Source organism: Emticicia sp. BO119 (assembly GCF_013912375.1).
Taxonomy (GTDB): Bacteria; Bacteroidota; Bacteroidia; order Cytophagales; family Spirosomataceae; genus Emticicia.
Window position 1 is genome coordinate 190,780 of record NZ_JACETV010000007.1, and the last position, 26,463, is coordinate 217,242.

Here is a 26,463-nt window from a genome sequence, read left to right on the forward strand (position 1 = left end):
GGTTAGGTCTGAAAATTACTTTAATAGATTTTTTAAAGCGGTTTCAACCGAAGTGAATTTATAAGAAAAGGATAATTCTTCCGAAACCCTTTTATTTTTGACATAATTGCCTCCCAGCACTACAACAGACAATTCTCCAAAAAGCATTTTTAATAAAAAAGCCGGAACGTTCGGTGTCCATAGTGGACGTTTCAGTATCTCGGCTGCTATTTTGGTCATTTCTTCGTTCCGTACAGGAGCAGGAGCAACAGCATTGTAAAACCCATTCATTTTAAAATCTTCAATGGCTTGTAAATATAATTGGCACATATCATCAATATGTATCCAAGACATCCACTGCTTACCACTACCTAAAGGTGAACCTATACCTAATTTAATTGGCTGTAGCAGCTTAGGTAAAGCACCACCATCATCACTTAATACAATTCCCGTACGAAGGCTCACCGTTCTTTCAGCTTGTGTGAATTTTTCTGTCTCTTCTTCCCATATTTTTGTACAGGTAGCTATAAAATCATCACCCGCCGGGCTATTTTCATCTAATCGTGTTTCACCTGTGTCACCTCCGTAAAAACCGATACCTGAAGCAGATATAAAAGCTTTGACTCTGGTTTTTTGCTCTTTTAAATGCTGATTTAACATTTTAATAGGCTTGATTCGAGAATCTATAATTTCCTGCTTACGCTTATCTGTCCAGCGTTTATCAGCAATTCCGGCACCCGCAAGATGAATAATATAATCAATATTTTTCAGTGCATCAGTGTCTATTATACCTTTTTCAATATCCCATTGATAAATCTTTACATTAGGAGTAGCCTCTTTTTTGCGGCTTAATAAGGAAACATGATGGCCCTTGCTTAATAAAAGTTGTGTCAGATGCTTACCGATAAGCCCTGTACCACCGGTAATTAAAATATTCACTTTGTGTTAGTAATTAGTTGTAGCCATACAACATAGAAATGCCTGGAAATGTTTCTCTTAAGATTTTTCAAAATCTGATAAATGCACAATTGAAGCTGGTTCTTTAAAATAAGCCAAGCATATAGCCATCAATATTTTTCAAAATCTCACTAACTTTGGCGATTCTTGTAGAGAGCTTCTATAGAAAAGCCCTAAGCACTTTAAAAAAATCATGACCAGAACATTACCGCAGGATTACCTCAAACTCCATCTGATTGTTATCATCCTGGGCTTTACAGCTATTCTTGGCCGCCTGACTGATGTATCCGCTTTAGGTGTGGTTTTTTACCGTACTCTTCTGGCCTCATTGGGTATGTATGGAGTTGCAAGAATTCAGAAAAAAAATATACTTATTCCTTTTAAAGAAAGTCTGCCTTTATTAGGCGTAGGAGCCATTATTTCTTTGCATTGGATGTGCTTTTTTGGCTCTGCAAGGGCTTCTACTATTGCTATCAGTCTTGTAACTTTTTCGGTGACCTCCTTTTTTACGAGTATCCTTGAACCCCTCATAAAAAAAACGAAAATCAGTTGGATAGAGGTACTATTAGGTGTTCTTGTAGTAGCAGGAATGTACTTTGTATTCAAATTTGAGTACCAATACATCACCGGAATTGTCATTGGTATTCTGGCAGCTTTTTTAGCGACTGTATTTTCGGTAATCAATGCCCAACTTACCAAAAAATATCAGGCACAGACTATTACCTTTTACGAAATGGTAGGCGCATTTGTAGCCTCGTGGGTGTTTATACCAATTATTGTTTATGCTTCTCCTGATACACATTTTCAATTGATACCAAGCCCAAAAGACTGGATTTGGATAGCTATTTTGGGCCTGATATGCACTGTGTACCCTTACAATGAAATGGTAAAACTATTGAAGAAAATTTCTGCTTTTACGCTTAATCTTTCTATCAATATGGAGCCTATTTATGGTATCCTGTTAGCCTATTTCATCTTTGGTGAAAAAGAACGCATGACTACTGGTTTTTATATTGGGGGTATATTGATATTATTATCTGTGATACTGCATCCGTTTTTAAAGCCAGCGAAATAAAATTACTAATTACTCACCCGACTTTCCTCTTCATTTCTGGTATTTTGTCTAAGCTTATAACCTGATTTACCAAAATTATAGGTTAATGAAAATACTAGACGCTGGTTTCCATACCAATGTGAAAACTCATTGTTGATAATACTTTTTTCTCTGAAAACCAGACGGAAGTAATAGGTATTGGTAATATCATAAAAGGTAAATTTGGTATTCAGTTTGCCTTTCAACCACGTTTTCTGCAAACCTAAATCTATATAATACACAGGCTTCATAATATATAAACTGTTTCCTCTGGAAGAGACATACAAATAATAAATATCGAACGTCAAATCTTTAGCCAATGTAAAAACCTGACTGCCATTTATCATATAATTCTTAATCGGAATCTGATAAACTACTCCATGATAAGGCATTTGCTCTTTTTTGTAGTATAAACCAAGATTATGATTCATGCGCCACCATTTTTTTACCACGATAGACCAGTTGGCTTCAAGTGTGGCAAAATCATTATAAGGTAAATTCTTACCCAGATACTCCAATACGTTAGTCGCACGGTTATATTCCGGATAACGTGTCATAGGATCTACTTCGCGACCTGCATTCAGCAAAATATAGAAGTTTTTTTTTGTATAAGTTAGGCTTAATTGCTTGGTGACAGAAGGCAATAGATAAGGATTCCCAATCCAATAATTCAGAGGGCTCAGATAGAACTTGAAAGGGTTCAATGCTTCAAAACCAGGACGCGTCATTCGATGCGTATAAGCAACGGTCATTTTCTGCTCATTCGCTAACTGATAAGAGAGATTAATACTTGGCAGCCATTTTAAGTAATTACGTTCAGTGATTTGATTACTCGTGATTGCATTGGCAAAGCTATGTGTGTTTTCTGCACGCATACCTATTTTATAATCCAGTTTGCTCCATTTTTGCCCATATATCAGATATGTGGCTGATATGTATTCGTCATAATGGAAATTATTGGTTCTGCTTGGATCAGGTACAAAAATATTGTCTTTGGCAAGTGTGTCATATCTAAGATGATTCTTAGTACTAATAGCAGCAAATTTTGCCCCTATTTCTAATTTACCTTTCCCTATATTACTGACAAAATCTGATTGAATAGAACGGATAGAAATATCATTAAGTAGATTTGTTTTCCAGTAATTGAATAAATCTCCGGTAAGGGTTTGTGTATTCTGAATATCTTCTTTCCGACGATTATTTATCTGAGAGAATATTCCTAATATGTGTAAATCATTTTTACTGATACGGGTGTCATAGCTCAAATTGATGCCATAATTTCTTTGTGATGGTATATAATTATTCATACTATGAAGGTTTGATAATACATACTCACCTGTCGAGTTAGTAAAATGCAGAGTATTATCGGCCCAGGCCTTTCGATTGACTTGATTAGTACGCAATATCAGCCCGAGATTATGATTCTTTTTTATATGGTAGTCTGCCTCAAACTGTAAATTAAGGTTGGTGTTATTGGTTTTCTGCCAGGTATCTGTGCGCATAATATTGGTATTTGCCTGATGTTGTAGTGCCCGATAGCGATAGACCGTAGCACCTGTCTGATAGCCCAATCTTGCTGTATATGCCACTTTTGGCGTGTTATAGGTTAGGGTAAGGTTATTATTGTTAAGTGTATAAACCCCTTGTTGCAAAGTACCCACATAATTACCAATCCAGCCCAAAGTTTTATCACGTTGTAGCTTAATATCAATAATAGCTTTGTATTCGGCATCATACCTGCCCGATGGATTGGCGATGATTTCAATAGAGGCAATCATTTCAGGTGTAAGGCTATTCAGATAGTTTTGTAGTTGCTCTACACTCATAGGCATTGGCTTGCCATCAATGAAAATAGCTGGTATAACTCCTCCGGCCATTGAAAGGCTACCGTCATTATTGATTTGTACACCTGGCATTTTTTTCAGTATATCAAAGCCATTGGTCGCCGTGGTAAATAGTTTATTATCAGCTATATTCACAATTAGTTTTTCATCAGTCTGTTGTATCTGTATTTTATCTGCCTTCACATTCACTTCGTTCAGTACTTGACTGGTGGGGGTCAATACAATATCATTCAATTGCAAAGCCGATAGTGTACCATTCTCTACTGAGAAAGCCTGATAATATTTTTGGTGTTCAATAGATGAAAAGAAAAGAATAAAGCTACCTTTAGGCACAGAGGATAATTGAAAAATACCTGAGGAATCGGTAATGCTCCCTTTCACTAAAACAGAATCTTTTGAAGCAAGCAAAGAAACATTTACAAAGGGAACGCCCTGCTTAGATACATAATCAATGACTTTTCCTGAGATATTAATCTGAGAAAATGCTACAGAATAAGCAAGAAAAAATAGAACAGTTGCAAATAATAATTTCGACATAAGATATACATTTAAACAAAAACTTGTCAAATGTAATTTTTGAAGGAGAAATCGTAGTTCGGAGTTTGAAATTCAGGAGTACGAAATTATAAAGCAGAACTTCAGTGTATGTCAAGCCTGGTTGTAATATATTGATAAGTACTGGTTTATGAATTAACACTTTTTCCTGCATTCTCTTTGTAGAGCATTGGAGTGGTATGTCTGAGTTTTTTGAAAGTTGTATAAAAAGTAGATTTAGCATTAAAGCCTACTTCGTATCCGATAGCCTCAAGCGTAAGATTTGGTTGCTCAATAATCATTCGGCAGGCTTCATTAATCCGGTATTCGTTGATATAAGTAGAGAAACTTTTGCCTAAATTATCATTCAATAATTGTGATAGCTGATGTCCCGGTATATTGATTTTCTTCGACAAATCATTCAATTTTAGATTGGGGTCTTTGTATAACTCCTGATCTTGTAAGATTTGTTCTAATTTTTGCACTAATGTAGCTGCCTGTTTATCTCCTATTTTCTTATTCAGATATTTATCCTGTACAGCAAATACATTTATCTCCATTTTCTCTTTTTTCAATAAGAACAAAATGCTGATATACAGAATAAAAGTAAACGAAAGTGGGCCAGTGATATAAAAACCTTGCTGAATATTGAGAAGTGAAAAAAGATAGCTAAGAAAAATGATGGTATTACCTGTGAATAGCAGCAACTGAAACTGTTCTGACAGATTTAACATTTCTTCTTTATTAAAGAGTTTTGTAAATACCTCTTTCATTTTTACTCCTGCGGCTAAAGTATATAGAAACCATTGCAGATAAATGAACCTTATCAATTGACCCCATAAGTCTGGGTGCTGCTCATAGGTAAACAATACACCGATCGGAACAATGATGGCGAGATGAAGGGCAAAATTTAATTTCCAGTACTTAGGTATTTCAACGATACGCTCACGGATTGACTTTATTAAATAGAAGAGTGTAGGTCCAATGAAGAAACAGGTAGATAAGCCGATTTGCAGGTAAATCTTAGCTAAACCAGGCTTAAAAATTAAGAAGACTGATTTTCCGACTCTGATACTCAAGCATAATAATAAAACACCTAATAAAAATCCTGTAAAAGTCCGGACTTTTTTGAAGACTAAAAAATAAGCAGATAAAAGCAGGCCGTTGAAGACACCTAACCCACTAAAGAAAAATAGTATGCCCTGCCTGATGTTCATGATTCAAGAAATTTTAGCATAGGTTCTTGCTACAAAAATATCTAAAATATGCTAAGCAAATCAGGAATTAGGATATACTTTTCAGGAGAAATTGTAAACGGATGGCTAATAAACAAAAAAGGTCTTTCAGAATTTTCCAAAAGACCTTTTTTGCACGTAAATCTGATAATTATTTTTTACCATAACGTTTGTTGAATTTATCAACACGTCCGGCTGTATCAAGCAATACATTTTTACCAGTATAGAATGGGTGAGAGTTTGAACTAACCTCCACTTTGTAAACAGGGTATTCGTTACCATCTTCCCAAACAATACTCTCTTTTGTGTTAACACAAGAGCGCGTTAAAAATTTGTAGTCCGATGATAAATCCCAGAAAACAACTGGTCTATAATTTGGATGAATATCTTTTTTCATTGCTGTATTTGTATTGAACTTCTTAAAATCGCTAAAACGGGTTGCAAAATTAGAAATATTTAAACAAAAAACAAAGCGTATTCCATAAAATAATGGAAGAAATTCAATATTTTATTCCTTAGTTATAACAACCCTTTATTTCAGCCCTGAAAACTGCGTTATTATCTACCTGAAAACCTGCGCCCAAAATAACAGCATTGCCGGCCTCGTAGCTGATATTAGATGGTGTGAATATCTTATTGGTTGCATTGATGGTTTGTCCGGCTGTTTTAATAAGTGTCGCTCCTGTATAATTATCGTTCGGACTTACTAAAGTTAAGACACTTGAAGTAATACTGATAGTTGTACCATTAGAATTACTATTGATAGTAGGATTAGTAGAAACTACCCGAATTTTATACTGATTTCCTGCTACTACATTGGCAGGAATTGTACAGGCTACATTTCCTGCTGTACTTGAAGTACCAATCACTACAGGGTTATCAAACGAGCTATACAAATCTGATAATTGTACTTCAAACTGATTACCAATGGCAAAAGTGCCCGTAGTGCCGAAGTTGACATTAAAAGTATTAGAACCACCCGCACAAAGCGAATTAATATTAAAAGTGGGTGTTTCGATAGTGGCATTGCTGGCAATAATGTTGAAATTCATAACCGCAGGGCCATAGGTAATGCTTCCCTGTGCATTATCCTGATTGTAGCCTGTTACCGTCAAGGTATAATTACCCACAGGCAAATGACGCCCTAAGACGTTGTTACTTGTGTTATTGAAAAGAGCATAAATAGGTACACTTTCTATGGTTTCATGATTCTGGAATGGAGCAGGGCCCTGTAATAACATTCTGAAACTCTCAATGGTTACCGTTGGGCATATAGGATTTAATATAATAGATGTTTCTTCCGGCACTTGTGCAATCACCATATTATTAACTAAAGGAAACTTATAGTCGAAAGGATAACCTGCCAGTACATAGTCAAAGTCTACTACTTTGCTACAAGGATTATTATCACTCACTGATACGAAGGTAGTAGCTGTGGCAGTACAGGTGTTTTGCGTAACAGTAACTGTATAAGTGCCAGCCATAGTAATAGTAGCGCCATTAATAGTAGCTGGATTATCGTTACTGTTAAAGGCATTTGGGCCTGTCCAGCTATAACTACTTCCTCCTGAAGCTGTCAACTGAATCGTTTGACCTACATTATAAGGTCCTGTATTACTGGCTATAGCATTAATAAGAGTAACTGTAATTGTAGCAGGATTAGCATTGGCTTCAACACAAGCCCCATTCTTTACTACTGCTCTGAATTGAGTATTTTGTGTCAGTCCCGAATAATTCTGAGTAGTTGTAGTATTATTAATTGTGGTAATGGTAGCAAAATTGTCAACAGATGACTCCCATCTGAGAACTGTACCGATATGTCCTGAAAGCGTGAGTGTACCGCTATTGCTACCTGCACAAACGTTAGTATTGCCATTTACAGTTCCGGCTTGGGTTACACAGCCGGGGATAATAGTAAGAGAAGCTGGTACACGGATGCTTGTCTGGCAACTTAAGCCACTGCCGGCACAAGCAGCTTCGGCATAATAAGTATAAGTTCCTGGAGAAGTATTGCCCGGGATATATTCATTACCTGTTCCAAGCTGACTACCCCCTGACTGGCTATCCCACCAGGTAATAGTGCTTGCTACTCCAGAACCGTTGGTATAAACTGTAATTGAAAAACCTTCTACGCAAAGTGGGTCAGCGGCAGCATCGTCATTGGCTATGAGCTTCCATGTTCCATTAGGGTTTTTACCATTTAACAGTTCCAGACTCTGGGCTGGATTGAAAGTGCCTGAGGCAGGTATAGTACCAACTGCCGCGCCTCCATCTTCAAATATGGTTGTTACAGTACCCACATAACTGCCATAAAAAGAATAAGTATTGGCGTTCAGCAGATTAATAGTTGTATTGTCGGGAGCTATTATTTTAAACGATACTTCATCGTTAAACGGATTGCTGTTCCCCCCTGTTGTTCCGCAGTCGTTAATGGTGCCCCCACTTCTTTTTCTCCACCTGACTGAAATCCTTATTAAAGTAATATTACCATTCACACCCGCTATTGTTGCAGTTGGATCAGGGCCGTTTTTGGTGCCATTATCGTAGCCAACGGTAGGGCCTGTATAAGTAGCTGTTTGTTGTGGATGGCAGTTGCTATTAGCTTGTAGTCCGTTTCCGGTAGTGATTACAGTACCTTGACTAATGGTTCTGCTTACGGTAACTGGTGCAGGCACCCCTAATTTTGAAGTAACCCTGATGGCGGTAGAAGACAGTGTACAATTCAGATTGGTAATGGCCACTGTGTACAAGCCAGATTCTTTTACTATTAATCTTGCCTGAGTTTGTTGGGGTAAGTCAGTATTATTTCTTTTCCATTGAAAACTATAACCGGAAGCAGTGTTGGCATCAAGAATTACCGAATCTCCTTCACAAAAAGTGGTGGGTCGGGTAATGGTAACATTCACAGTCGGACAATTCGGGTTCAATGTACTTAAAACAGCTGCATCAGCTCTGATTAATCCATTACCTGTGGCGTAGTCAAAACCTGTATCAAAGCCGGGTGTCGAAGGGTCGTCCATATCTACGCAAGAATTAATCAGGGCTGTTTTGATTGCGCCTGGTGTCAAGCCCGGATTCCCTTGTAGCATCAGACCTGCTACTGCCGCTGCATGAGGTGCTGCTGCAGATGTGCCATTGAAATTGGGCTTACCATCGCTCTCATAGTCATACCCTGCAATGAAAAAAGAGGTGTTGGCATTATCAGGGGCTACAATTTCAGGTTTTGCCCGCACAACAGGTGTAGGTAATAAATCGCCTGAAATAGATCTGTAAATAGGGGTACCGCCTCGAGAGGTATAAGATTCAGGCAGAGGTGGATTAACACCATATGCAGGCGTCTGGTCATAACTGGCAGCACCAACCGCTATAGTATTGGTGGCATTATGATGCCCGATAATGGTAGAGGCTTTAATGCCTGCAATAGTAGTAGGTGTAATAGACCAGCTTAAGCCACGAAATCCCACAAATTTAATGTTCCGGGGGTTTGTACCGGCTTTTTTAGTAATTAAGATATAGGCTGTGCCGGAACCATTTACCCCAAATAACTCAGCGGGGTCAGCACCGATATTACTTTCGTTACTGGAAGCTACTACCTGATAGTTCCCTCCGCTTTGTATTAAAAGATAAATTTCGAGGTCAGAAGTAGCTCCTGCTGAACCGTTTCCGGTACTGAAATAGGGGTCGTCCCATTCTAAAGTCATAGTCATACTACCTATTACCTGAATGGGCAGGAGATAAACGGGGCTTCCGGCTGTTCCAAAATTATGTGCAGTTTCAGTACTATTAATAAAAGGCTGAAAAGTTGATGACTGATAGGGGGCTTCGTACGAGCTATTGATGGAGTTTCCTGCTGATGAATAATAAGACACACCATAATTGGCGGCTACTTCATCAACCGCTTGTGCTATGAGGCCGTCCTGAAAAAAAGGTTCGAGCAGATATGTAATGTCATCTACAATAATTTTACAACCTGCTGCGGCCAGGGCTCTGATACCATTGGCAAAATCGGCTTCGCCATTGTACGCAGAATAATAATATAATTGTGCACCTGGAGCCACATCATGTATTATTTCTATCATGGCTCTTCCTTCATCGGCTCCACCGCTCAAAGATTCACTCAATACAGTTACGGGTGTAGTAAAACCATTAGGGTTGTCTGTGCCTGGCAACTCCCCTGCACTTACTCCTGCATTTGCACCACCTAATAAGTTATAACTATCAGATAAAACCCCTATTTTGACACCTGTTCCGTTGAGACCGGTCATTTGTCGGGCTATACCTGAACGTTGGGCAGAGTCACCCTGCGACATCACAGGGCCTGAATTATTCAAAGGTTTTATAACAGGCTGTATCCAGGAGATATTTCTTGAAGCATTAACCAGACTATTAATTTTATCTGTTTCTATCCAACAGGTAATCCTTTTTTTTGAGAATCCTATCATTTCGATAGTTGAGGCACTGAGTTCTTTCTGCAGATTAGCTACTTCTCCTTTAGCTATTACATCAACCAATATCTTTTTATTAACTTCCTTAAATTGGAATAACTCATAGTTGCGGACATTGCCTGCGTCAATCACCTGATTATTGTTTGCCAAAGTGGCTACTTGTGCTAACCCCAGCTTTAGTTTTGGTTGGGCCATAGGGGGTGTATAGCTGATTTGTTGTGCCTGTATTGAAAATGTAATGAGGCTTAAAATAAGTGAGTGAAATAGTAGAGATTTTTTCATAGGAACCGACAAACTGATAGGAAGACAAAATTGGAGATTTAATAATTAGAAAACAATACGGGTTTTCCTGTATTTATCAGACGGTAAAAGAATATTTATCCTGAACCTTATTAACCTCTTTGAGCCGGAATATCTGCGCCATCATTCAAAAAGGTTTCCACCATATTGGTAACCTTTTTAGGTTCTGTCTTGGTGGCTGGTAGCCTGAAACTATTACCGCTTTGCTTCGCTGCTGTTGTGGTTCAAAGGGGGATCCACCCTATTGGCTATCTTTTTCGATTCGGTTTTCATAGTTTATATTATTACATACTGTGAAACTACCTGTTGGTAAATATTGCTAACTTCTCTTTAACACGCTTTCGCTGCTTACCCCTGCCTTCATATAACAAGTACTTGTGTTGATTATCTTTTTTCTTTATCTATGTCAGTAGTTGTTATATGGATTGCAGGGTCTCTAAATTTCGGGGTTTATGAGGGAATTGAGAAGGATTTCCGGGGTTTTTTGATGGAATCAGACTGTTGACAGAGTGATTTAGTGATTAGGCTGACGAAGCCTAAACAATATATTTTTAAAGGAAAGAAATAATCCTGAACAACTTTAACCTGTTGTGCATTATCAGCTGGTATAAATTTGGGCAAAGCCAATATGGTGATTGCTGAGATTAAATTAATTCTGACGTGGGTATCAGTTAAAAATTCCGTTAAATTATAACTGGCTATAATTCTACACTAAAATGGACAACTTAGAATGTACCTCCAAGTCCGATATAAGTTGCTAAGGTTGTTTTTATAGATTTTATCTGTGTCGAATTCATTTCTCACACTTTGGCATATTGTCTTCCCACATATCTGATTTTCACTGTTTTAGCTTTTGCTAAAGCTCCGATTATTGCTACATTTGAACTACTTGCTGAATCATCAAACCATTCCCATATATAGCCCCCTCCATTATCAGTTTCCATTTTGTTTGGGTAATAATCGTAATTTACTCCATCAATCAAAAACTGTGCATATTGGATAAATAACCAATCCTCTGCGGCGTACTGTCCCACAAATCTTAAATTGCCAACTATATTTTCTTTCTTTTCAAAATATAAATAAACGGCATTTGAATTTCTGTAAGTAGGGGCTGTTTTAGGTATGCACCATGATGTTCCTTTAAACTCATCCTTTTTTATGGAAAAGTATTTTTTTAGATTTCCAGTAGCTTCTTTTTGAAGTTTTTCGCCCTCGATAGTAAGTGCAGAATCTATTATATTATTCTTGGTAGTACCGGTCTTTGCAGATAAAGACGAATCTACTGCCTTTTCTTTTGGCGAGAGTAGTTTTCCTAAAATTGCAATAATAACAATTAAACCTATCAGATATCCCCATACATTCCTATTTTTACCTGATTTTTGCGAAATAACCTTGCCATCACGCCCAACAAATACCGGGCTGGCATCTCCAACGATATCTCGTTTTAGTTTTTCAAATTCAGCCTGTGAGATTACCCCATCTTTACGAAGATTATTTATTCTCTCGAGTTTAAGTAGTTGTTCTTCTGTCATACCAGGTAGATATTAAGGTTTTAGATTAGCAGAAATTAAACAGCAAAGCAAATATTAAAAAAAGGGCAGATTAAAACAATAAGAATTTTAATGCTATTTTTGATTTCATATTGGCACTAACCTATCTTAATCCTATGAAACTCATCGCTTTAATTGTGAATATTCTATGCATACTTGCCCTGATACCAACGGCTGTAATGGCAATGATGTCGCCAATGATGTTTGATGCGCCGGGTTCTGACAAAAACAGAATGCTGTGGATACTGGCAGCGGCAGTATTTTTCTTGCCTGTGGTTATTCTTATTACACAGATTTTTGCATGGATTAAGTTTTCTTCGGGTAATTATTCCTTATCATTGAAGATAGCTCTTATCCCACTCATTGATGTAGCTTTTATAGTTTTTTTGTTTATTGTTGATCCGTTTGCAAATAAGTAAACAAAAGATAGAATGCTTACTTTTACCAGTGTGGTACTAACTCAATACCTCGCGTAATACCTGCAACGATTTAACATCGCCAAAATCTTCGACATGTAGTTGATAGAAAAGAATAATTACCTCGAGTAAATGGTTTCTTGCTCCCCTGCTCATGTTAATAGGGGTCTGATAATCTGCCAAAATCAGCCTATTCATTATTGCTTTATAGTCTGAATCAAAAGGGATATTGATATTGGCTTCACGAAATTGTGTAAGAATCTCGTTGGAGTCGTTCGGAGAAAAGCCTAAGAAGAAAGTGTATTTTAACAGGAAAATAAGGTGGAAATTTTCGAAATGCTGGTCGGTTTCGTCTAAAAATATAAAAGAGTGATAAAGAAACTCGAATAAGACGTGGTTTTCGTTACTCTCTTTCAGGGTTTTGTTCAGCACCTCATCTAAAAACATGGCAATACTCGACTTATAGACATCATATGGCAAAGTTTTAAACGGATAAGCTGATTTTATTTCAGAGATACGATGAATCTCTTTTTTGTCGTCGTGATACAAAACCAGATCTACAAGCGAAAGTGGCTGAAAAAGTGCAATTCTGTTTTTACCTTTGCTACTTCTTACACCGTTTTCTATATAGGATTGTACACCAAACTTTTCGGTATAAATTTTGGCAATAATAGACGTTTCTCGATAACGAATATAATTAATGACTATTCCCCTGGTTTTGTGAAGCATGGTATAGTAGGAAAAGGAATAAAAGTAACCATAGCGCATCAATAAAATGCCAATAGATGCTAATCAGCCTGAGTTTTAGCTGATTAGGTGGATTTACACTATATACATAAGATTCTACATATTCCATACGCTTGAACGCATCTCTGTTGGCTACGCCTAAAGCAACAATACCTACTAAAGCATGAATCAGGTGCAGGCCCGATAAAATATAAATAAACATGCCTCCTGTATTGTTACTCATTGTGATACCCCCAAGAATCATTTGTCGCCAACCTAAAGCCTGTAATACCATAAATAGAATACCACAGATTAATGTAAGACTTATATTGAGACGATAGCTGCGGAATCGTTCTTCTCTGAAAGCCTTATTTGCCCACTGCAAGGTTGAACTACTTGTAATAATTATACAGGTACTTGCCCAGAACACGCCCGGTATTTTTATGGTAATCTGCTGGTTATTAATTTCTTTGGCAACGAAGACAAGAATGATGAAAAAAAACAATAAACTACTCCCCATAATGCCCAGGTAAAGCATAAATGAAAGTGGTTCACGGCGTTTTGTTAATTGTTTCAGCATTCTCTTTAGTTAGTATAACGTTAGTTCAAATATCCTTGCCAAAGGGCAAAATCAGGAAATTGTGCTTTTAAGTCTTTTTCAGTCTCAAAAATACCATATACAGTCGAACCGGAGCCGGTCATAGATGCATAAAGTGCGCCTTGTTCATACAGGGTTTTCTTTGTGGCGCCAATGGTTGGATATTTCCATAACAAATTTTCTTCAAAATCGTTTTTAATAACCCCACCCCATTTATCCAATGGTAATTTTAATGCTTCTTTCAATGGAATTTCAGCCTTTTTGGGGTACACTCCGGCATAGGCTTCTGCCGTTGATATATGAATAGCAGGATTGACTAATATGATGAATTTACCTGTTAAATTTAGTGAAAATTCTTCAAATTCGTCGCCTTTATGAAAACAAAATACAGGGCGGTTTTCAATGAAAAAAGCACAGTCAGAGCCTAACTGGCGGGCATATTTCTGTAAGTCTGTGTTACTTAATTCCAACTCAAAAATTTCGTTCAATATTTTTAGTGCAAAGGCACCATCGGCTGAGCCGCCACCTAAGCCTGCACCCATAGGTATTACTTTATGTAAATGAAAATGAGCACCATTATGAGCCATTCTGGGTTGGCTGTTGCGCAATAAATGATAGGCCTTAATACATAGATTGCTGTGTTGATCACCCGGGATAGATAGACCGGAACTCTGGAAATGAAACTGTTTGGCAGGTACAATTTCTAAAGCATCACACCAGTTAACGGGGTAGAAAACTGACTCAATATTATGGAATCCGTCAGGGCGTTTTTCTATGATATTCAGCCCGATATTTATTTTAGCGTTTGGGAATGTAAGCATTGGTTAAGCAATAAAAACTCAAAGTTAGCAGCAGGGAATAAAATTATAGCAAATCATTTTTTGTTTTTGAAAAACTACTTATATTTCTTGAAATTTTACCCTTAAACTAATCTAAAACATGAAAGCTACAAAGATATTTTTACTACTGCTGGCCGCAACTTTTTTACTGTCGAATTGTGGAGGTAAAAAAGAAGAGGAAAAAAAAGAAGAACCTAAAACCGGGTTAGAAGCCTTGCAAAGTGTTGCAGAAGAGGCAGAGAAGCTCTCAAAGGAAGGCCCGAAGGAGGTGGTAGATGCCAAGGTATTAAAAGAGCTACTCCCAGCTGATGCTGACGGAATGCCTCGTACTGAAGCATCAAGTGAAAAGACAGGTGCAATGGGTTTTAAGGTATCAACGGCTAATGGCAGGTACCGCGAAGGAGACAGTTCAATAGAGGTGAGCATTGTTGATGTAGCAGGCACAGGCGCCATTATGGGTATGGCTGCATGGGCCATGATAGATGTAGATAAAGAGAATGAGTCAGGATACGAAAAAACGACTACCTATAAAGACCATAAGTCATTCGAAAAATACAATACTAAAAACAATGATGGCGAGGTAGCTGTGCTTCTTGCTAACCGTTTTGTAGTGAGTGTCAAAGGCAATAATGTTTCTATGGATAAAATTAAGGCTACCTTGGATGATATTGATTTGAATAAACTGGCTGATATGAAATAATCATATCTGCTGCTAATTAGCAGATTATAATTGTGCTGCCAAGAATTGAAAAATTATTCTCTATTATTAAGAACTTCTGACGCTGTTCTAAGGTTTACTATTTACCTTAGTTTGAAACTTAGTTTTTTTTAATGTCGTCTCATCATATCGTAAGAGAAAAACAAGAACCTGCATTAATTATTGCCAATGGTGAAGCGTGCAGTTTCGAATTGTTGGGACAATTGCTGGAGTGGAGTCCTTTCGTTGTGGTCTTGGACCAGGCTATTTATCGGGTAATCGAACTGGGGATTAAAGTTGATGTACTTTTGGGCGATTTTGATGTTAACATTGACTTAACAGAAATCGGGAAAAGTCAATATCCAATCGAAATTATTCATACGCCTGATCAGGAAAAGACAGATTTAGAGAAAGCGTTCGATATGTTGATAAGTCGGGGTTTTCCCGCGGTCAATGTGGTGTGGGCAACAGGTCGTAGAGCTGACCATTCCATTACGAATATGACCAATATTGTGCGTTACAAAAGTAAACTTCATATCGTTTTAATCGACGATTATTCAGTAATATACCCCTTACTACCTACCCCAAACGTATTTGAGAAGTGGTTTTCCAAAGGCTCACCTATCTCTTTGGTGCCAGTTGGCACGACAACAGGCATACGCACAGAGAATTTGAGGTATAGCCTTGATAATGAATCACTTATGCTCGGATATAGAGCTGGAAACAGCAATGAAGCCGCCGAGGACGGAATTGTGAGAATTTCGTATGTGGAAGGAGACTTATTATTGATGGAATGCCATGATTAATAAACGAATTTTCAATGTGGATAACTTTTTCAGAATTTTTCTTTTTTTCTGAAAATTATACATTTACATTTGTTAACCAAACAACCTTCCTAACCACTACGTAAATTTTTACTGGAAAAAACCATTAAAAAGTGTGCATAACTTTTGTGGATAACTTTTTAGTTTGATTTTTTCTACCTTCGCAGAAACTAACTGACTGATTATTAGGTCTTAACATTTTCTTAATATTAGACTTTTTTACTGTTGCTAAAATGGTATAGAAGTACGGTTTTTTCAAGCCTTAAGATTTTGTTAATTTTACATACTCGTTCTGAATATGAGCGTATGTTCGGGTGTGTATAAAAACGATAAAAGAACGAAAGTAGACTGCTTATATAACCCAAAAAATTAAACCCAGAAAGTGACTGGCGGTCACCATAACTATAAAATTTTATGCTGTACATTGAAAGTGTATCCCGACCATACGTGCGTGGTCATGAAAATATTTTTTCGAATCCAAACCCCTTACTGACTGCCTTATGTATGTAATCAAACGAGACGGACGCCGCGAGTCGGTGAAGTTCGACAAAATTACTGCTCGCATTGAGCGTTTATGCTATGGCCTTGAGCCGGCATTTGTCCAACCCGTTGAAGTAGCCATGAAAGTTGTAGCAGGAATTTATGATGGAGTTAGTACTTCGGAATTAGATAATCTTGCTGCGGAAACCGCCGCTTCGATGACAACAAAGCACCCGGATTATGCTATTTTGGCTGCCCGGATTGCTATTTCTAACCTTCACAAAAACACTTTGAAGTCTTTTTCAGGGACAATGAAAATGCTGTATCAGTACGTTGACCCTAAAACTGCTCAAAATGCTTCATTAATTGCTAAAGAAACCTGGAAAGTGATTCAGAAACACGCGGCTACGCTTGATTCTGCTATTATCTATGACAGAGACTTTGGCTATGATTATTTTGGTTATAAAACTTTAGAAAAATCGTACTTGCTTAAGCTAAACAGCAAAATTGTTGAACGCCCACAACACATGCTGATGCGTGTGGCGGTAGGTATTCATGGCGATGACATTGACCGTGTGCTTGAAACCTACGAATTGCTTTCTGAACGCTGGTTTACACATGCCACACCTACATTATTTAATGCAGGTACACCAAAACCACAGCTTTCGTCGTGCTTCTTATTGACGATGAAAGATGACAGTATCACAGGTATTTATGATACCTTACGCCAGACTGCCCAGATTTCACAATCAGCCGGCGGTATCGGATTGGCAATCCATAATGTGCGTGCAACGGGCTCTTATATTAAAGGTACTAATGGTACTTCTAATGGTATTGTGCCGATGCTTCGTGTTTTCAATGATACTGCCCGTTATGTGGATCAGGGCGGTGGAAAACGCAAAGGCTCGTTTGCTATCTATATCGAACCCTGGCATGCCGATATTTTTGAATTTTTAGAGTTAAAGAAAAATCACGGAAAGGAAGAACTACGTGCTCGCGATTTGTTCTACGCTCTCTGGATTTCTGATTTGTTCATGAAGCGCGTTGAGGCCAACGACACCTGGTCGTTGTTCTGCCCTAACGAAGCCCCTGGTCTGTCAGAATGTTACGGAGAGGAATTTGAAAGATTGTATCAGAAATACGAGACCGAAGGTAAGGCTCGTAAAACAATCAAAGCTCAGGATCTATGGTTTGCTATCATGGAGTCGCAGGTAGAAACAGGTACACCATACATGTTATACAAAGATGCGGCTAACCAGAAATCAAATCAAAAGAACTTAGGTACAATCAAATCTTCAAACCTGTGTACAGAAATCATCGAATACACAGCACCAGACGAAGTGGCTGTTTGTAACCTCGCATCAATTGCATTACCTAAGTATATTGTAAAAGATGCAAAGTCGGGCTTTTTGAAATTTGATCATCAGAAATTGTATGAAGTTACGAAGGTTATCACCCGTAACTTAAATAAAGTAATTGATGTCAATTACTATCCTGTTCCCGAAGCAGAAAAAAGTAATCTTCGTCACCGCCCGATTGGCTTAGGTGTACAAGGATTAGCCGATGCGTTGATCGTACTAAGAATGCCTTTTGAATCTGACGAAGCCCGTCGATTGAACAAAGACATTTTCGAGACTATCTACTATGCTGCAATGGAAGCATCGATGGAAATGGCAGTAAAAGACGGACCTTATGCTACATGGGAGGGCTCTCCGATTTCGCAAGGTATCTTCCAGTTCGACATGTGGGGTGTTTCACCTGATTCAGGTCGTTGGAACTGGGAAGACCTTCGTGAGAAAGTGAAGCAGAATGGTGTGCGTAACTCGCTTTTAGTAGCTCCGATGCCAACGGCATCGACCAGCCAGATATTAGGCAATAACGAATGTTTCGAACCCTATACTTCAAACATCTATACCCGTCGTGTATTATCGGGTGAGTTTGTAGTAGTAAACAAACATTTGTTGAAAGACTTGGTAAAAATTGGTCTCTGGAACGATACCATGAAAAACAAGCTGATTGCTGCCAATGGCTCGGTACAGGCTATTGTTGAAATCCCGCAGAATCTGAAAGATATTTACAAAACTGCATGGGAAATCAAGCAAAAAACTATTATTGATATGGCTGCTGACCGTGGTGCTTACATCTGCCAGAGTCAGTCTTTGAATATCTTCATGGAAAACGCTAATTTCGGTAAACTTACTTCTATGCACTTCTACGCATGGAAAGCAGGTTTGAAAACCGGTATGTATTACCTGAGAACCAAAGCCGCTACAGATGCTGTGAAATTCACAGTAGACAGACAAGCGATTGCAGAGGTAGTGCCGGCGGTTACAACCGTAGAGGAAAAACCATTGGATTATGCTAAATATGCCGAAGAACAAACGGCAAAAGCAACAGCCGCAGCGACTTTTAATAGTGATGACGAGTATCAATACGCCGCTATGCAATGCTCACTCGACGACCCTGAGGGTTGCGAGATGTGTGGCTCATAGGGATTCCGACTTCTTTCTTTCTTAATCTTTCACGAAAAAACCACCCAAAAGGGTGGTTTTTGCTTTGTATGAGTTATTCATAATACCTCTCCCTAAACCACTTCTTCAAAGCTTTATATTCATTATGGTCCTTAGCCTTAAACCAGACCTCCTTAAATACCTGCGCCGCCTGCGCTTTTTCATTGGTCAAGGCATCAGCTTCCTGGGGCAATATCTCGTTATCCTTAAATTTACTTCCACTTGAATACGGATATTCAACAGGTTCTTTTCTCTTGCTATCCTGTGAGTATTTTTGTCCGCTGGCATGGTTAGCGTAGCGGCGGGCGCGGGTGAAACCCATCTGCAGATATTTACGGGCCATATCTGCCCCTACAAAATCTTTCTCTTTCAGATATTTTTCAAATAACTCATAAATAGCTTTGCTTGATTCTCGGGCCAGCTCTACTGTTTTAAACCGCCATAGCGGAAGTATTTCTGATTTATAGGGTTCTACCAGCAATACACCTTGTTCTCCCACACCAATACGATACAATTCCGGGTTTTTCCGGAAATCGGTGGTTTTGAAATCTAAGTTGTAGTTGAATTTATTCATAGCCTGGATATACTCTTGACTATGATAACTATGAGTGACGTTGAATGTTTTAGAAGAAGTTTTTATCAATCCTCTTTATAGATATCATACTTGCTAAAGGGAATGATACCGATGGGTATATATCGGGCTAATTGAGCAGAATCCATTGGTATGATCGTTGACTTTTTAGCTGTATTATTTATGGAATGGCCTTTTATAGGATACGCATTATATAGAGAACCTGTTTAAACTTATTTCTTTTGCCTGCGAATGGCAATTTTATTACTGCTTCACCGCCTCAATATCAAGTAGAAAATTGGGTTACTCAATCCAAATCTGCTGCGAAAAAGCCCCGTTGGTGGCTACATCCCAAAGCTCAACTCTTATCCATTTCTTTCCTTTTAAGTTTGTTTTTAGTTTAAAGGTTTCGCTGCCGAAGGCTGAGGTATAATTCAAATTTATTTTTTCTCTGAACACGCTTTTCCCGTCTCCCGTTACGATTTCTAAAAGATTTAAAGGGAAAGTCCAATCTCCCTTTACAATAATTTCTGCATTTGCATTTTTATCATTCAGGGTAATTGTTTCGCCACTGTGTTTTCCATTTACAGTAAATTCGGGCATCAATACTTCTCCAGTTGAAACAAAGAATTTTCCGTTTTGCATGGCATCTAAAACGGGTTGCCAACCATCTTTATACTGCGGTAGCGTTTCCATTTGCAGGTAATTCACGTTTAAATGCGCATACATTTCATTTTCCGGACGAATGGTAAAAATATCAGATTCGGCAATTACGTGCTTCCGTAAGCCCCAATTAGCCATATCATCCATTAAGTCTAATACTCGTTTACCAATTTTTGGAGTGGATAAATCGGCAGGAATGTTTTTCCAGGCTGCTCCCATAAAGCGGTCTGATTTATAAAAATCTTCTTCTTTGTATTTATCAGGATAGCCCGTTGAGCCTTTTGTACGGGCGTGGGCTGTCCAGGCCAAGCCATTCTCCAATTCGAGGAGTTTGAGCATTTCTGCCTTGTTAGCAATACGATATACTTTTCCATAAACAGGGTCTTGTGTAACAAAGGGTTTTTCCGGGCTTCTTGCCATAATCCAATTGACTGGTTTTGGAAAAAAACTCAACCAATGCCCTCCATAAAACTCATTTGGTTCTTCACCTGGCAGCAAAAGGAATTTTGTGTCAGAAAATCTGCTGCACATATCATGCAAAGCTTTTAATTCTTTCAAACGTAAGCTGTCAGGTCCTTTGGGGTGTGCTGTATAGTGAAACTCTCCCAAATGCACAATGTTTATTCCCGTATTTTTGAACACATCTACAAAAACGGGCGTTCCTTTTTCTTCCTTTTTGGGAATAATATTATTCATCACATATTCATTATGGAAGTGGCTCGACATCGTTTTATAATGTGCCAGAGGTTTGTACCTATCGTTGTGAGTGAATTTTTTAACTTCTTCAATTGCCTTTTCTGCGGTTTCGGTACTCAATAAGCAGTAAAAATTAAGTCTCTGTTGTGTTTTTGGCGGTGCATTAAACCAGGGTACATAACGATTATCACCATTCAGATCCTGGCGAATCCCTAAACCATAATCTGCAAATAAATTAGCATAATTCTGACCAAACCATGTAAAGCTTAGATTGAATGCTTCGTCTAAGGGATAAAAATATTGATGTGGTGCCGGGAAAACAGCCACACTGCCAGCCTCATTATTGCCAACAATTGTTCGGTACTTGACAGCCAAAGGTGTAACGGTGTCTTTGCGTGCAGGTGATGTAGCTTGTAACTGGTCGGCAGGGTTTCGCCACGAAATATTTTTCCAAAGTTTCCCTTTATTCAATAATCCTGCATCATATAAAATAGCCGTAGAATCTATTTCAGTGGACACTACAGCCGCAAAGTTCATCAATGGGCTATTGTTATAAAGCGTTATTTCAAGGTTTCCCGTAAAATTGCCTGCCTTTAATTTCCCGATTTTTACAATAGTCCTGTTACCATCTGAAATAACGGTTGCTTCATTTTTAATCATTTCTACTGCAAATCTCTGAAATGGCTTTTTATTTGTTTTATCAAAAAAAATGTTCCATCCATTTTGTGATACTAAATCTCTTTTGCCAACGGTCAAAAGAAAAGCCGGGTTCAGGTCTGCCATGAGTTCCTTAACCACATTTGATTTTATAAGTTGAAGGCTTTTTATAAGCGGTTTATCTTTTGCAAAATCAATCACAATCTTTGCTTTTTCATCCTTGCCCGAAGTCCACGACACAGACAATACCTCTTGTTCAATTTCAGCCTTTACATCTTTCGATTGCTTAAAATCAGATAAATTAATTTCAGTTTGAGCATAAGCCAATGAGCTTAAAAACGTCAGAAAAAGCACTAAATATTTTGGCATCTTATCAATAGTTAAAATGGTAAATTTACAGCATAATTCCATAAAGTTGTTGAACTCTCTTTAAGAATATGTTTTAAAATTATATTTGGTATATAATATAATCAATATCCTTCTGGCTTAATATTTGCCTATTAGGTTTTTTATAAATCATATTCATACTTATTATTGAAACCCGCTGTTGACTAACAGTTTTAATCTCTAAAAACGCTCTATGAAACTCCTGAAAGCACTGCTTTTTGTTTGCATCTCTTTCTCTACCTTTTCTCAAAAAAACTACGTTAAAGGCTACATTATTTTAAAAAACCAAACTGATACACTCAAAGGTTTGATTGATGACCAGAACTGGTCTGTCAATCCAACAAAAATCAATTTCATAGATGCCAGTAATAGTGAACAATCCTATAGCATCAAAGAACTGACCTCGTTTGGCATAACAGAAAAAGAGAACTATCTGATAGCAAAAACAGATCTGGACATTACCCCATATTTAAAGAATCAACTCCGGTACAGCCGCAATTTATTGATTCAGAAAGATACCTTGCTGGCATTTTTGATTCTGCTTAAAGCAGACTATAGTCTGTTATATGTGAAAGATAATAAAGGTAAAGAGCATTTCTTTTATAAGGATGGGGAGAAAATTACCGAGCTAATCAATCATTTCTTTTTAGAACAACGAAATGGGAAAACATTTGAATTGAACGATAAAAAATATCTGAAGCAGTTAGAGTCACTTTTTAGTCAATGTGCCACAAAAATAGAAACAAGCGATATAGGCTATGGAATTAATGCACTGACTAATAAGTTTATCGAATTCAGTGAATGTATCGGGTGTACTTATACCTGCTATGTGCAAAAGAAAAAAGATGAAGCAATTTTTACTCTCGGAGTAATGGCTGGCGTCAGCAGTGATAAAATTTCTTTCGTCCACAGCGAGAACGGTTTGGATTTTCAAGCAGAAAACAGGCTTCCAAATATACTTGTCGGTATTAATACTTCATTTTCTTCTGCCAGAAATCGCCAGAAGAATAGCGTTGTATTTGAGAGCTATATTAGCCGTGAAAGCATAGAGGTAAAACAGAATAACTTTTCAGCCAACATTTATTATCTGACCCTTTCTTTACGACTCAGGCATCAGTTTATTAGCCGGCGTACATTGAAGTTTTTTGTCGGAGGAGGAGGCAATGCAAAACTCTTTGTTTCACGTTCAGGGAGGACAGCAAAGCCCGGTGTTAAGCTCAACATGTTTTATGCCCTTGAAGCAGGAGTAAAATGGAACAATTTCCTGCTTTCAGCTAACGCAAGAGTAAGAACGAATGGCTTACCAAACCCCTTAGAGATTCATTATATAGATAACTACAAGTTGATGGTGAATACAATAAGCCCTGACAAAATCAATTTTCAGGTAAGTCTTACCTATTTGCTCTATAACAGCGCTAACAAGCGCAAAACAAAAAAAGAGAGTTGAGTCTATTTCAACCCAAAATCATACCGCTCATGCACAATCCGTTTCACGATTCCCAACTGTCCACAATGCCACATGGTATGCTTGATATTCCAGTCGATAGCTTCAAATCTGGTTTTGGCAATAGGGTGAGGCATAGGGGTTGGTACCAAAGGCTTTTCAAGTTCGTCGAGGCTTAAAGATTGTATAATACTGATTGATTTTTGTTCCATCAGCTTCAAATGCTTTTTTAAATCTTCCGGTTTTGTTTTGCCGACAGATTGATGCGAGGAGGTATTATGAAATAGCTGGGAATAGTCCTTTATCGGAATCTGCTGCAGAATATCCATCTGATGCCCCACTGTCACCATAATAGTATGGTAATAATAACTGATAATCAGATGCCCTACCTGCCAGGTTATGCTTGATTCTATCACTTCCGGAATCGTATCCCATTGTTCATCCGGTATAGTCTCAATAAGCTTATCAGCCCATTCATAGGCACTTTCGGTTTGTCTGGTCAATAATTCAATCTGATTCATTGGTAGTAGGTTTATGGTTTCTTATGCAAACCTATTAAATCATTTTAGCTTATTCGTTGACTTAGGTCAATAAAGTAGTATTGCTGATTTTCTTTCTGATTCGGCTAATGGTCTCAGGCTTTACGTGCAAATAAGAAGCCAGCATATACTGAGGAATTCGTTGACCAAGGTCTGGCCTTTGCGCAATCATTTTTTCGTAGCGTTCCTGCGCCGATTCAAGCAATAAAGATTGGATTCGGTTATGTGCCCGTAGGAATAATTTCTCATTTATAATCCGGCTCATTTTCTCAATAAACGGGTATTGATTACTTAATTTCTCTAAGCTCTGGCGCGTGATTATATAAACCACAGAAGGTTCAAGTGTTCGGATTTCTTTTAATGAGGGTGATTGAGTCAGGAAGCTATAATAATTAGTAATAAAGTTATTTTCAAAGCCAAACTCATCAATTATTTCTTCTCCGTCTTTATTGTATATACAAACCAGCAAGCCTTTTTGTATCAACCCTACTATATGGCATACTTCTCCTTCAGCAATAAAAACTTCATTTTTCTGCAATTCTTTCTTCTTGAATTCAGCTAAAAAAATGCTTGCGTCTTCTTCACTAATATCGAAGAGTAACTTTAGTTGCTGTTTAAGCTTTTCCACAAAAGATAGTTTAGGTGGTTTAATCTTTTCAAAGCTAAGTAATCTGTATAGGATATGCAAAAGAATAATAACTAATAGAAATAGATTAGTCTTTGACCGTACCTGTAGCACATTGAAAAAGAGACTGGCCTAAACCTCCCCATATGGTTCCCCAGAAAGATTTATGCGGGTCACGCATAAGATTAATAGTACCTGATTTAAGATTACCATTTTTACGGGGATTAGAGTCTTTCAGTATCAGATTATTGACGATAAAAGTAGGAATAGGTTTTCGTTTGAATATGCCGAATAGTCTTTTTCGGGGTTTCTCTTTTTTCTCTTCTAATTTCTGGTCTTTTACTTTCAGAATCGTTGCTTTCAGATTTTCATAATATAATGTACCTGTACCTGTTATGCGGTTATCATCACCTTTGAGTTTAAAAACATATTTATTCACCTGAAGCGACTGAACACTAACTTTGGCAAGAGCAATAGTAATATTATTGATAGAGGTACCCTCAAAATAGCCTAACTGCCCCTCACAGGTGAAATCTCCTTTTTTTGATGTAGTATTAAAAGTAAAATATACATTCAGGCTACCCTTGTTCATAAAATAAGTATGAAACTGCGCCTTACATACAGGATTTTTCAGGAGTGGTAAACTATCGTTAGTGGCATTAAAGATTTTGCCATTAATTCTGTCAAAACTAATAAAGCCTGTCAACTTTGCTTCGGGGTCAAATTCTGAGTAAGTTACCTGCACATTATGAATATTTATTGTATCAATGTTAAGCTTCAAATCAATTTTTTTTAATATCTGATGAGGATATTCTCCTATCTTATTACGTTTCAGTCTTGGATACCGCTTATCATTGAATACTTTTACTGAGCCACCATCGATACTCAGGGTATGAGCGTAAAGTTTATTATCAGGGAAAAGCATCTCCGGTTGAATATCTTTAATAACAATATTTTTAAATATTACTTCGGCCCGGTCTCGTCCACCTGATATTTTAGCAAAGTTCATTTCTCCTGCCCTTGGTCTCAGATGATACTCACTCATTTTTAATTGCTTGTTTTTTAAAGAAAAAACGATATTCTTCAATAAGTTGTCATTCAATTGGTTCTTATCAGGCAATCTGATTTCTCTGATACTAAACGTGTAGTCGTCGGCATAGTAGACTTTCTGTGTCGAACTATCAGATAGAGAATCAACTAAAATATTGGTAATTTCTACATTTACCTTTTTGATGGTACTCTTTTTAGGTTTTTTAAATTCCTGATTTTCATAAGTAAAATCAACCTCATCAAGCAAAACTCTATCAATTTGCAATGACTTTACAAACTTCGATATGAGTTGATAAGGGGTTTTTCTTTCTACAGAATCAATGGTTTTATTATAAGGTTGGCTTTTATGAAAAACCGTAATGGTAGGTTTTTGAATACTCACGGTACTCATGTCTAAAATTCTGGTAAAAATGACAGATAAAGGAAATACTCCAGTAAATTTTACCTTTGGTACATGAATTGTCAGTAAATCATCAGGCGCTTTTTTTATAGCATGAAGTCTTTTGAAAATAAGAGTATCATGTGTAAAATGCACATCAGAAATTACAATATCTCCAATTGCAGGATTGTAGGTAATATCTGAAAAAGAAATATGATAGAGTCTGTCTGTAGCGTTTTGTACTCCTTTTTCAATACGACTGGTTACGATGGGTTTTAAAAAGAAGAAACCAACGATGGTCAGGATAATCAGCAGGATTAAAATACTACTTACAATACCAATTGTAATTTTCTGCCATCGGTGTTTTATTTTCATAGTGGTTGTAAAATTTATAGAAATGTGCCACACACCATCTGTATGACACA

20 protein-coding genes are annotated in these 26,463 nt (G+C 37.6%); 6 read left to right on the forward strand and 14 right to left on the reverse strand.

The features are described from left to right. Positions 1-15: 15 nt before the first annotated feature. Entirely contained in the window at positions 16-918 is a 903-nt protein-coding gene (locus H1R81_RS21265; RefSeq protein ID WP_181842758.1) for a TIGR01777 family oxidoreductase, read from the reverse strand. 211 nt (positions 919-1,129) lie between these two features. Between H1R81_RS21265 and H1R81_RS21270 the strand changes: the two genes are divergently transcribed. After that, on the forward strand, positions 1,130-2,011 hold the full coding sequence (locus H1R81_RS21270; RefSeq protein WP_181842759.1) for a DMT family transporter: 882 nt from the start codon (positions 1,130-1,132) through the stop codon (positions 2,009-2,011). A gap of 5 nt (positions 2,012-2,016) precedes the next feature. Here the strand turns inward: H1R81_RS21270 and H1R81_RS21275 are convergent, their stop codons facing one another. From H1R81_RS21275 to H1R81_RS21295, 5 genes are all read right to left on the reverse strand, one after another. Next, on the reverse strand, positions 2,017-4,410 hold the full coding sequence (locus H1R81_RS21275; RefSeq protein WP_181842760.1) for an outer membrane beta-barrel protein: 2,394 nt from the start codon (positions 4,408-4,410) through the stop codon (positions 2,017-2,019). Positions 4,411-4,556: 146 nt separating this feature from the next. Next, positions 4,557-5,624 carry a helix-turn-helix domain-containing protein gene (locus H1R81_RS21280; RefSeq protein ID WP_181842761.1) on the reverse strand — a complete coding sequence of 356 codons (1,068 nt, stop codon included), beginning with the start codon at positions 5,622-5,624 and terminating at the stop codon, positions 4,557-4,559. Between the two features lie 169 nt (positions 5,625-5,793). After that, a complete protein-coding gene (locus H1R81_RS21285; protein ID WP_101724443.1) occupies positions 5,794-6,039 on the reverse strand; it encodes a type B 50S ribosomal protein L31 in 246 nt (81 codons plus the stop codon). A 118-nt stretch (positions 6,040-6,157) separates the two neighbouring features. After that, positions 6,158-10,369, reverse strand: a complete 4,212-nt coding sequence (locus H1R81_RS21290) for a 3-coathanger stack domain-containing protein (protein WP_181842762.1) — start codon at positions 10,367-10,369, stop codon at positions 6,158-6,160. An 818-nt stretch (positions 10,370-11,187) separates the two neighbouring features. After that, positions 11,188-11,919, reverse strand: coding sequence for an SHOCT domain-containing protein (locus H1R81_RS21295; protein WP_181842763.1), 732 nt, complete (start codon positions 11,917-11,919; stop codon positions 11,188-11,190). A gap of 134 nt (positions 11,920-12,053) precedes the next feature. Between H1R81_RS21295 and H1R81_RS21300 the strand changes: the two genes are divergently transcribed. Further along, positions 12,054-12,356, forward strand: coding sequence for a hypothetical protein (locus H1R81_RS21300; protein WP_181842764.1), 303 nt, complete (start codon positions 12,054-12,056; stop codon positions 12,354-12,356). Positions 12,357-12,392: 36 nt separating this feature from the next. Here the strand turns inward: H1R81_RS21300 and recO are convergent, their stop codons facing one another. From recO to ispE, 3 genes are read right to left on the reverse strand one after another with little or no spacing between them, the layout of a single operon-like run. Beyond that, a complete protein-coding gene (gene recO / locus H1R81_RS21305; RefSeq protein WP_181842765.1) occupies positions 12,393-13,082 on the reverse strand; it encodes a DNA repair protein RecO in 690 nt (229 codons plus the stop codon). After that, the gene (locus H1R81_RS21310; RefSeq protein WP_181842766.1) at positions 13,051-13,659 is read right to left on the reverse strand and encodes a cytochrome c oxidase subunit 3; all 609 of its coding nucleotides are present in this window, start codon (positions 13,657-13,659) and stop codon (positions 13,051-13,053) included. The genes recO and H1R81_RS21310 overlap by 32 nt, the downstream gene beginning before the upstream one ends. A gap of 20 nt (positions 13,660-13,679) precedes the next feature. Continuing rightward, on the reverse strand, positions 13,680-14,498 hold the full coding sequence (ispE, locus tag H1R81_RS21315; protein WP_181842767.1) for a 4-(cytidine 5'-diphospho)-2-C-methyl-D-erythritol kinase: 819 nt from the start codon (positions 14,496-14,498) through the stop codon (positions 13,680-13,682). Positions 14,499-14,616: 118 nt separating this feature from the next. On the opposite strand from ispE, the gene H1R81_RS21320 reads away from it, so the two are divergent. The 3 genes from H1R81_RS21320 to H1R81_RS21330 all read left to right on the forward strand — a co-directional run bounded on the left by H1R81_RS21320 (position 14,617) and on the right by H1R81_RS21330 (position 19,009). After that, entirely contained in the window at positions 14,617-15,216 is a 600-nt protein-coding gene (locus H1R81_RS21320) for a transposase (RefSeq protein ID WP_181842768.1), read from the forward strand. A gap of 131 nt (positions 15,217-15,347) precedes the next feature. Next, positions 15,348-16,019 (forward strand): thiamine diphosphokinase, encoded by a 672-nt coding sequence (locus H1R81_RS21325; RefSeq protein WP_181842769.1) that lies wholly within the window; start codon positions 15,348-15,350, stop codon positions 16,017-16,019. Positions 16,020-16,537: 518 nt separating this feature from the next. Further along, complete coding sequence (locus H1R81_RS21330) at positions 16,538-19,009, forward strand: ribonucleoside-diphosphate reductase subunit alpha (protein ID WP_181842770.1); 2,472 nt, start codon at positions 16,538-16,540, stop codon at positions 19,007-19,009. A 73-nt stretch (positions 19,010-19,082) separates the two neighbouring features. Here the strand turns inward: H1R81_RS21330 and H1R81_RS21335 are convergent, their stop codons facing one another. Together H1R81_RS21335 and H1R81_RS21340 are read right to left on the reverse strand one after the other, a co-directional pair. After that, a complete protein-coding gene (locus tag H1R81_RS21335) occupies positions 19,083-19,601 on the reverse strand; it encodes a DUF4385 domain-containing protein (protein ID WP_181842771.1) in 519 nt (172 codons plus the stop codon). A gap of 300 nt (positions 19,602-19,901) precedes the next feature. Next, the gene (locus tag H1R81_RS21340) at positions 19,902-21,983 is read right to left on the reverse strand and encodes a hypothetical protein (protein WP_181842772.1); all 2,082 of its coding nucleotides are present in this window, start codon (positions 21,981-21,983) and stop codon (positions 19,902-19,904) included. 211 nt (positions 21,984-22,194) lie between these two features. On the opposite strand from H1R81_RS21340, the gene H1R81_RS21345 reads away from it, so the two are divergent. Beyond that, the gene (locus tag H1R81_RS21345) at positions 22,195-23,448 is read left to right on the forward strand and encodes a hypothetical protein (protein ID WP_181842773.1); all 1,254 of its coding nucleotides are present in this window, start codon (positions 22,195-22,197) and stop codon (positions 23,446-23,448) included. 2 nt (positions 23,449-23,450) lie between these two features. Here H1R81_RS21345 and H1R81_RS21350 read toward each other — a convergent pair whose 3' ends face one another. From H1R81_RS21350 to H1R81_RS21360, 3 genes are all read right to left on the reverse strand, one after another. Next, positions 23,451-23,966, reverse strand: coding sequence for a DinB family protein (locus H1R81_RS21350; protein ID WP_181842774.1), 516 nt, complete (start codon positions 23,964-23,966; stop codon positions 23,451-23,453). Positions 23,967-24,027: 61 nt separating this feature from the next. Next, entirely contained in the window at positions 24,028-24,612 is a 585-nt protein-coding gene (locus H1R81_RS21355; RefSeq protein ID WP_181842775.1) for a Crp/Fnr family transcriptional regulator, read from the reverse strand. Between the two features lie 85 nt (positions 24,613-24,697). Then, a complete protein-coding gene (locus H1R81_RS21360) occupies positions 24,698-26,413 on the reverse strand; it encodes a hypothetical protein (protein WP_181842776.1) in 1,716 nt (571 codons plus the stop codon). Positions 26,414-26,463: the final 50 nt, after the last annotated feature.

Excerpts from the sequence above, each read along its gene's own strand:
- H1R81_RS21340 (WP_181842772.1), bottom strand. The coding sequence starts at position 21,983 with ATGCCAAAATATTTAGTGCTTTTTCTGACGTTTTTAAGCTCATTGGCT.
- ispE (WP_181842767.1), bottom strand. The coding sequence starts at position 14,498 with ATGCTTACATTCCCAAACGCTAAAATAAATATCGGGCTGAATATCATA.
- H1R81_RS21345 (WP_181842773.1), top strand. The coding sequence starts at position 22,195 with ATGAAACTCCTGAAAGCACTGCTTTTTGTTTGCATCTCTTTCTCTACC.
- H1R81_RS21325 (WP_181842769.1), top strand. The coding sequence starts at position 15,348 with ATGTCGTCTCATCATATCGTAAGAGAAAAACAAGAACCTGCATTAATT.
- H1R81_RS21300 (WP_181842764.1), top strand. The coding sequence starts at position 12,054 with ATGAAACTCATCGCTTTAATTGTGAATATTCTATGCATACTTGCCCTG.
- H1R81_RS21270 (WP_181842759.1), top strand. The coding sequence starts at position 1,130 with ATGACCAGAACATTACCGCAGGATTACCTCAAACTCCATCTGATTGTT.
- recO (WP_181842765.1), bottom strand. The coding sequence starts at position 13,082 with ATGCTTCACAAAACCAGGGGAATAGTCATTAATTATATTCGTTATCGA.
- H1R81_RS21295 (WP_181842763.1), bottom strand. The coding sequence starts at position 11,919 with ATGACAGAAGAACAACTACTTAAACTCGAGAGAATAAATAATCTTCGT.
- H1R81_RS21275 (WP_181842760.1), bottom strand. The coding sequence starts at position 4,410 with ATGTCGAAATTATTATTTGCAACTGTTCTATTTTTTCTTGCTTATTCT.
- H1R81_RS21310 (WP_181842766.1), bottom strand. The coding sequence starts at position 13,659 with ATGCTGAAACAATTAACAAAACGCCGTGAACCACTTTCATTTATGCTT.
- H1R81_RS21360 (WP_181842776.1), bottom strand. The coding sequence starts at position 26,413 with ATGAAAATAAAACACCGATGGCAGAAAATTACAATTGGTATTGTAAGT.
- H1R81_RS21330 (WP_181842770.1), top strand. The coding sequence starts at position 16,538 with ATGTATGTAATCAAACGAGACGGACGCCGCGAGTCGGTGAAGTTCGAC.
- H1R81_RS21280 (WP_181842761.1), bottom strand. The coding sequence starts at position 5,624 with ATGAACATCAGGCAGGGCATACTATTTTTCTTTAGTGGGTTAGGTGTC.
- H1R81_RS21290 (WP_181842762.1), bottom strand. The coding sequence starts at position 10,369 with ATGAAAAAATCTCTACTATTTCACTCACTTATTTTAAGCCTCATTACA.
- H1R81_RS21350 (WP_181842774.1), bottom strand. The coding sequence starts at position 23,966 with ATGAATCAGATTGAATTATTGACCAGACAAACCGAAAGTGCCTATGAA.
- H1R81_RS21285 (WP_101724443.1), bottom strand. The coding sequence starts at position 6,039 with ATGAAAAAAGATATTCATCCAAATTATAGACCAGTTGTTTTCTGGGAT.
- H1R81_RS21335 (WP_181842771.1), bottom strand. The coding sequence starts at position 19,601 with ATGAATAAATTCAACTACAACTTAGATTTCAAAACCACCGATTTCCGG.
- H1R81_RS21320 (WP_181842768.1), top strand. The coding sequence starts at position 14,617 with ATGAAAGCTACAAAGATATTTTTACTACTGCTGGCCGCAACTTTTTTA.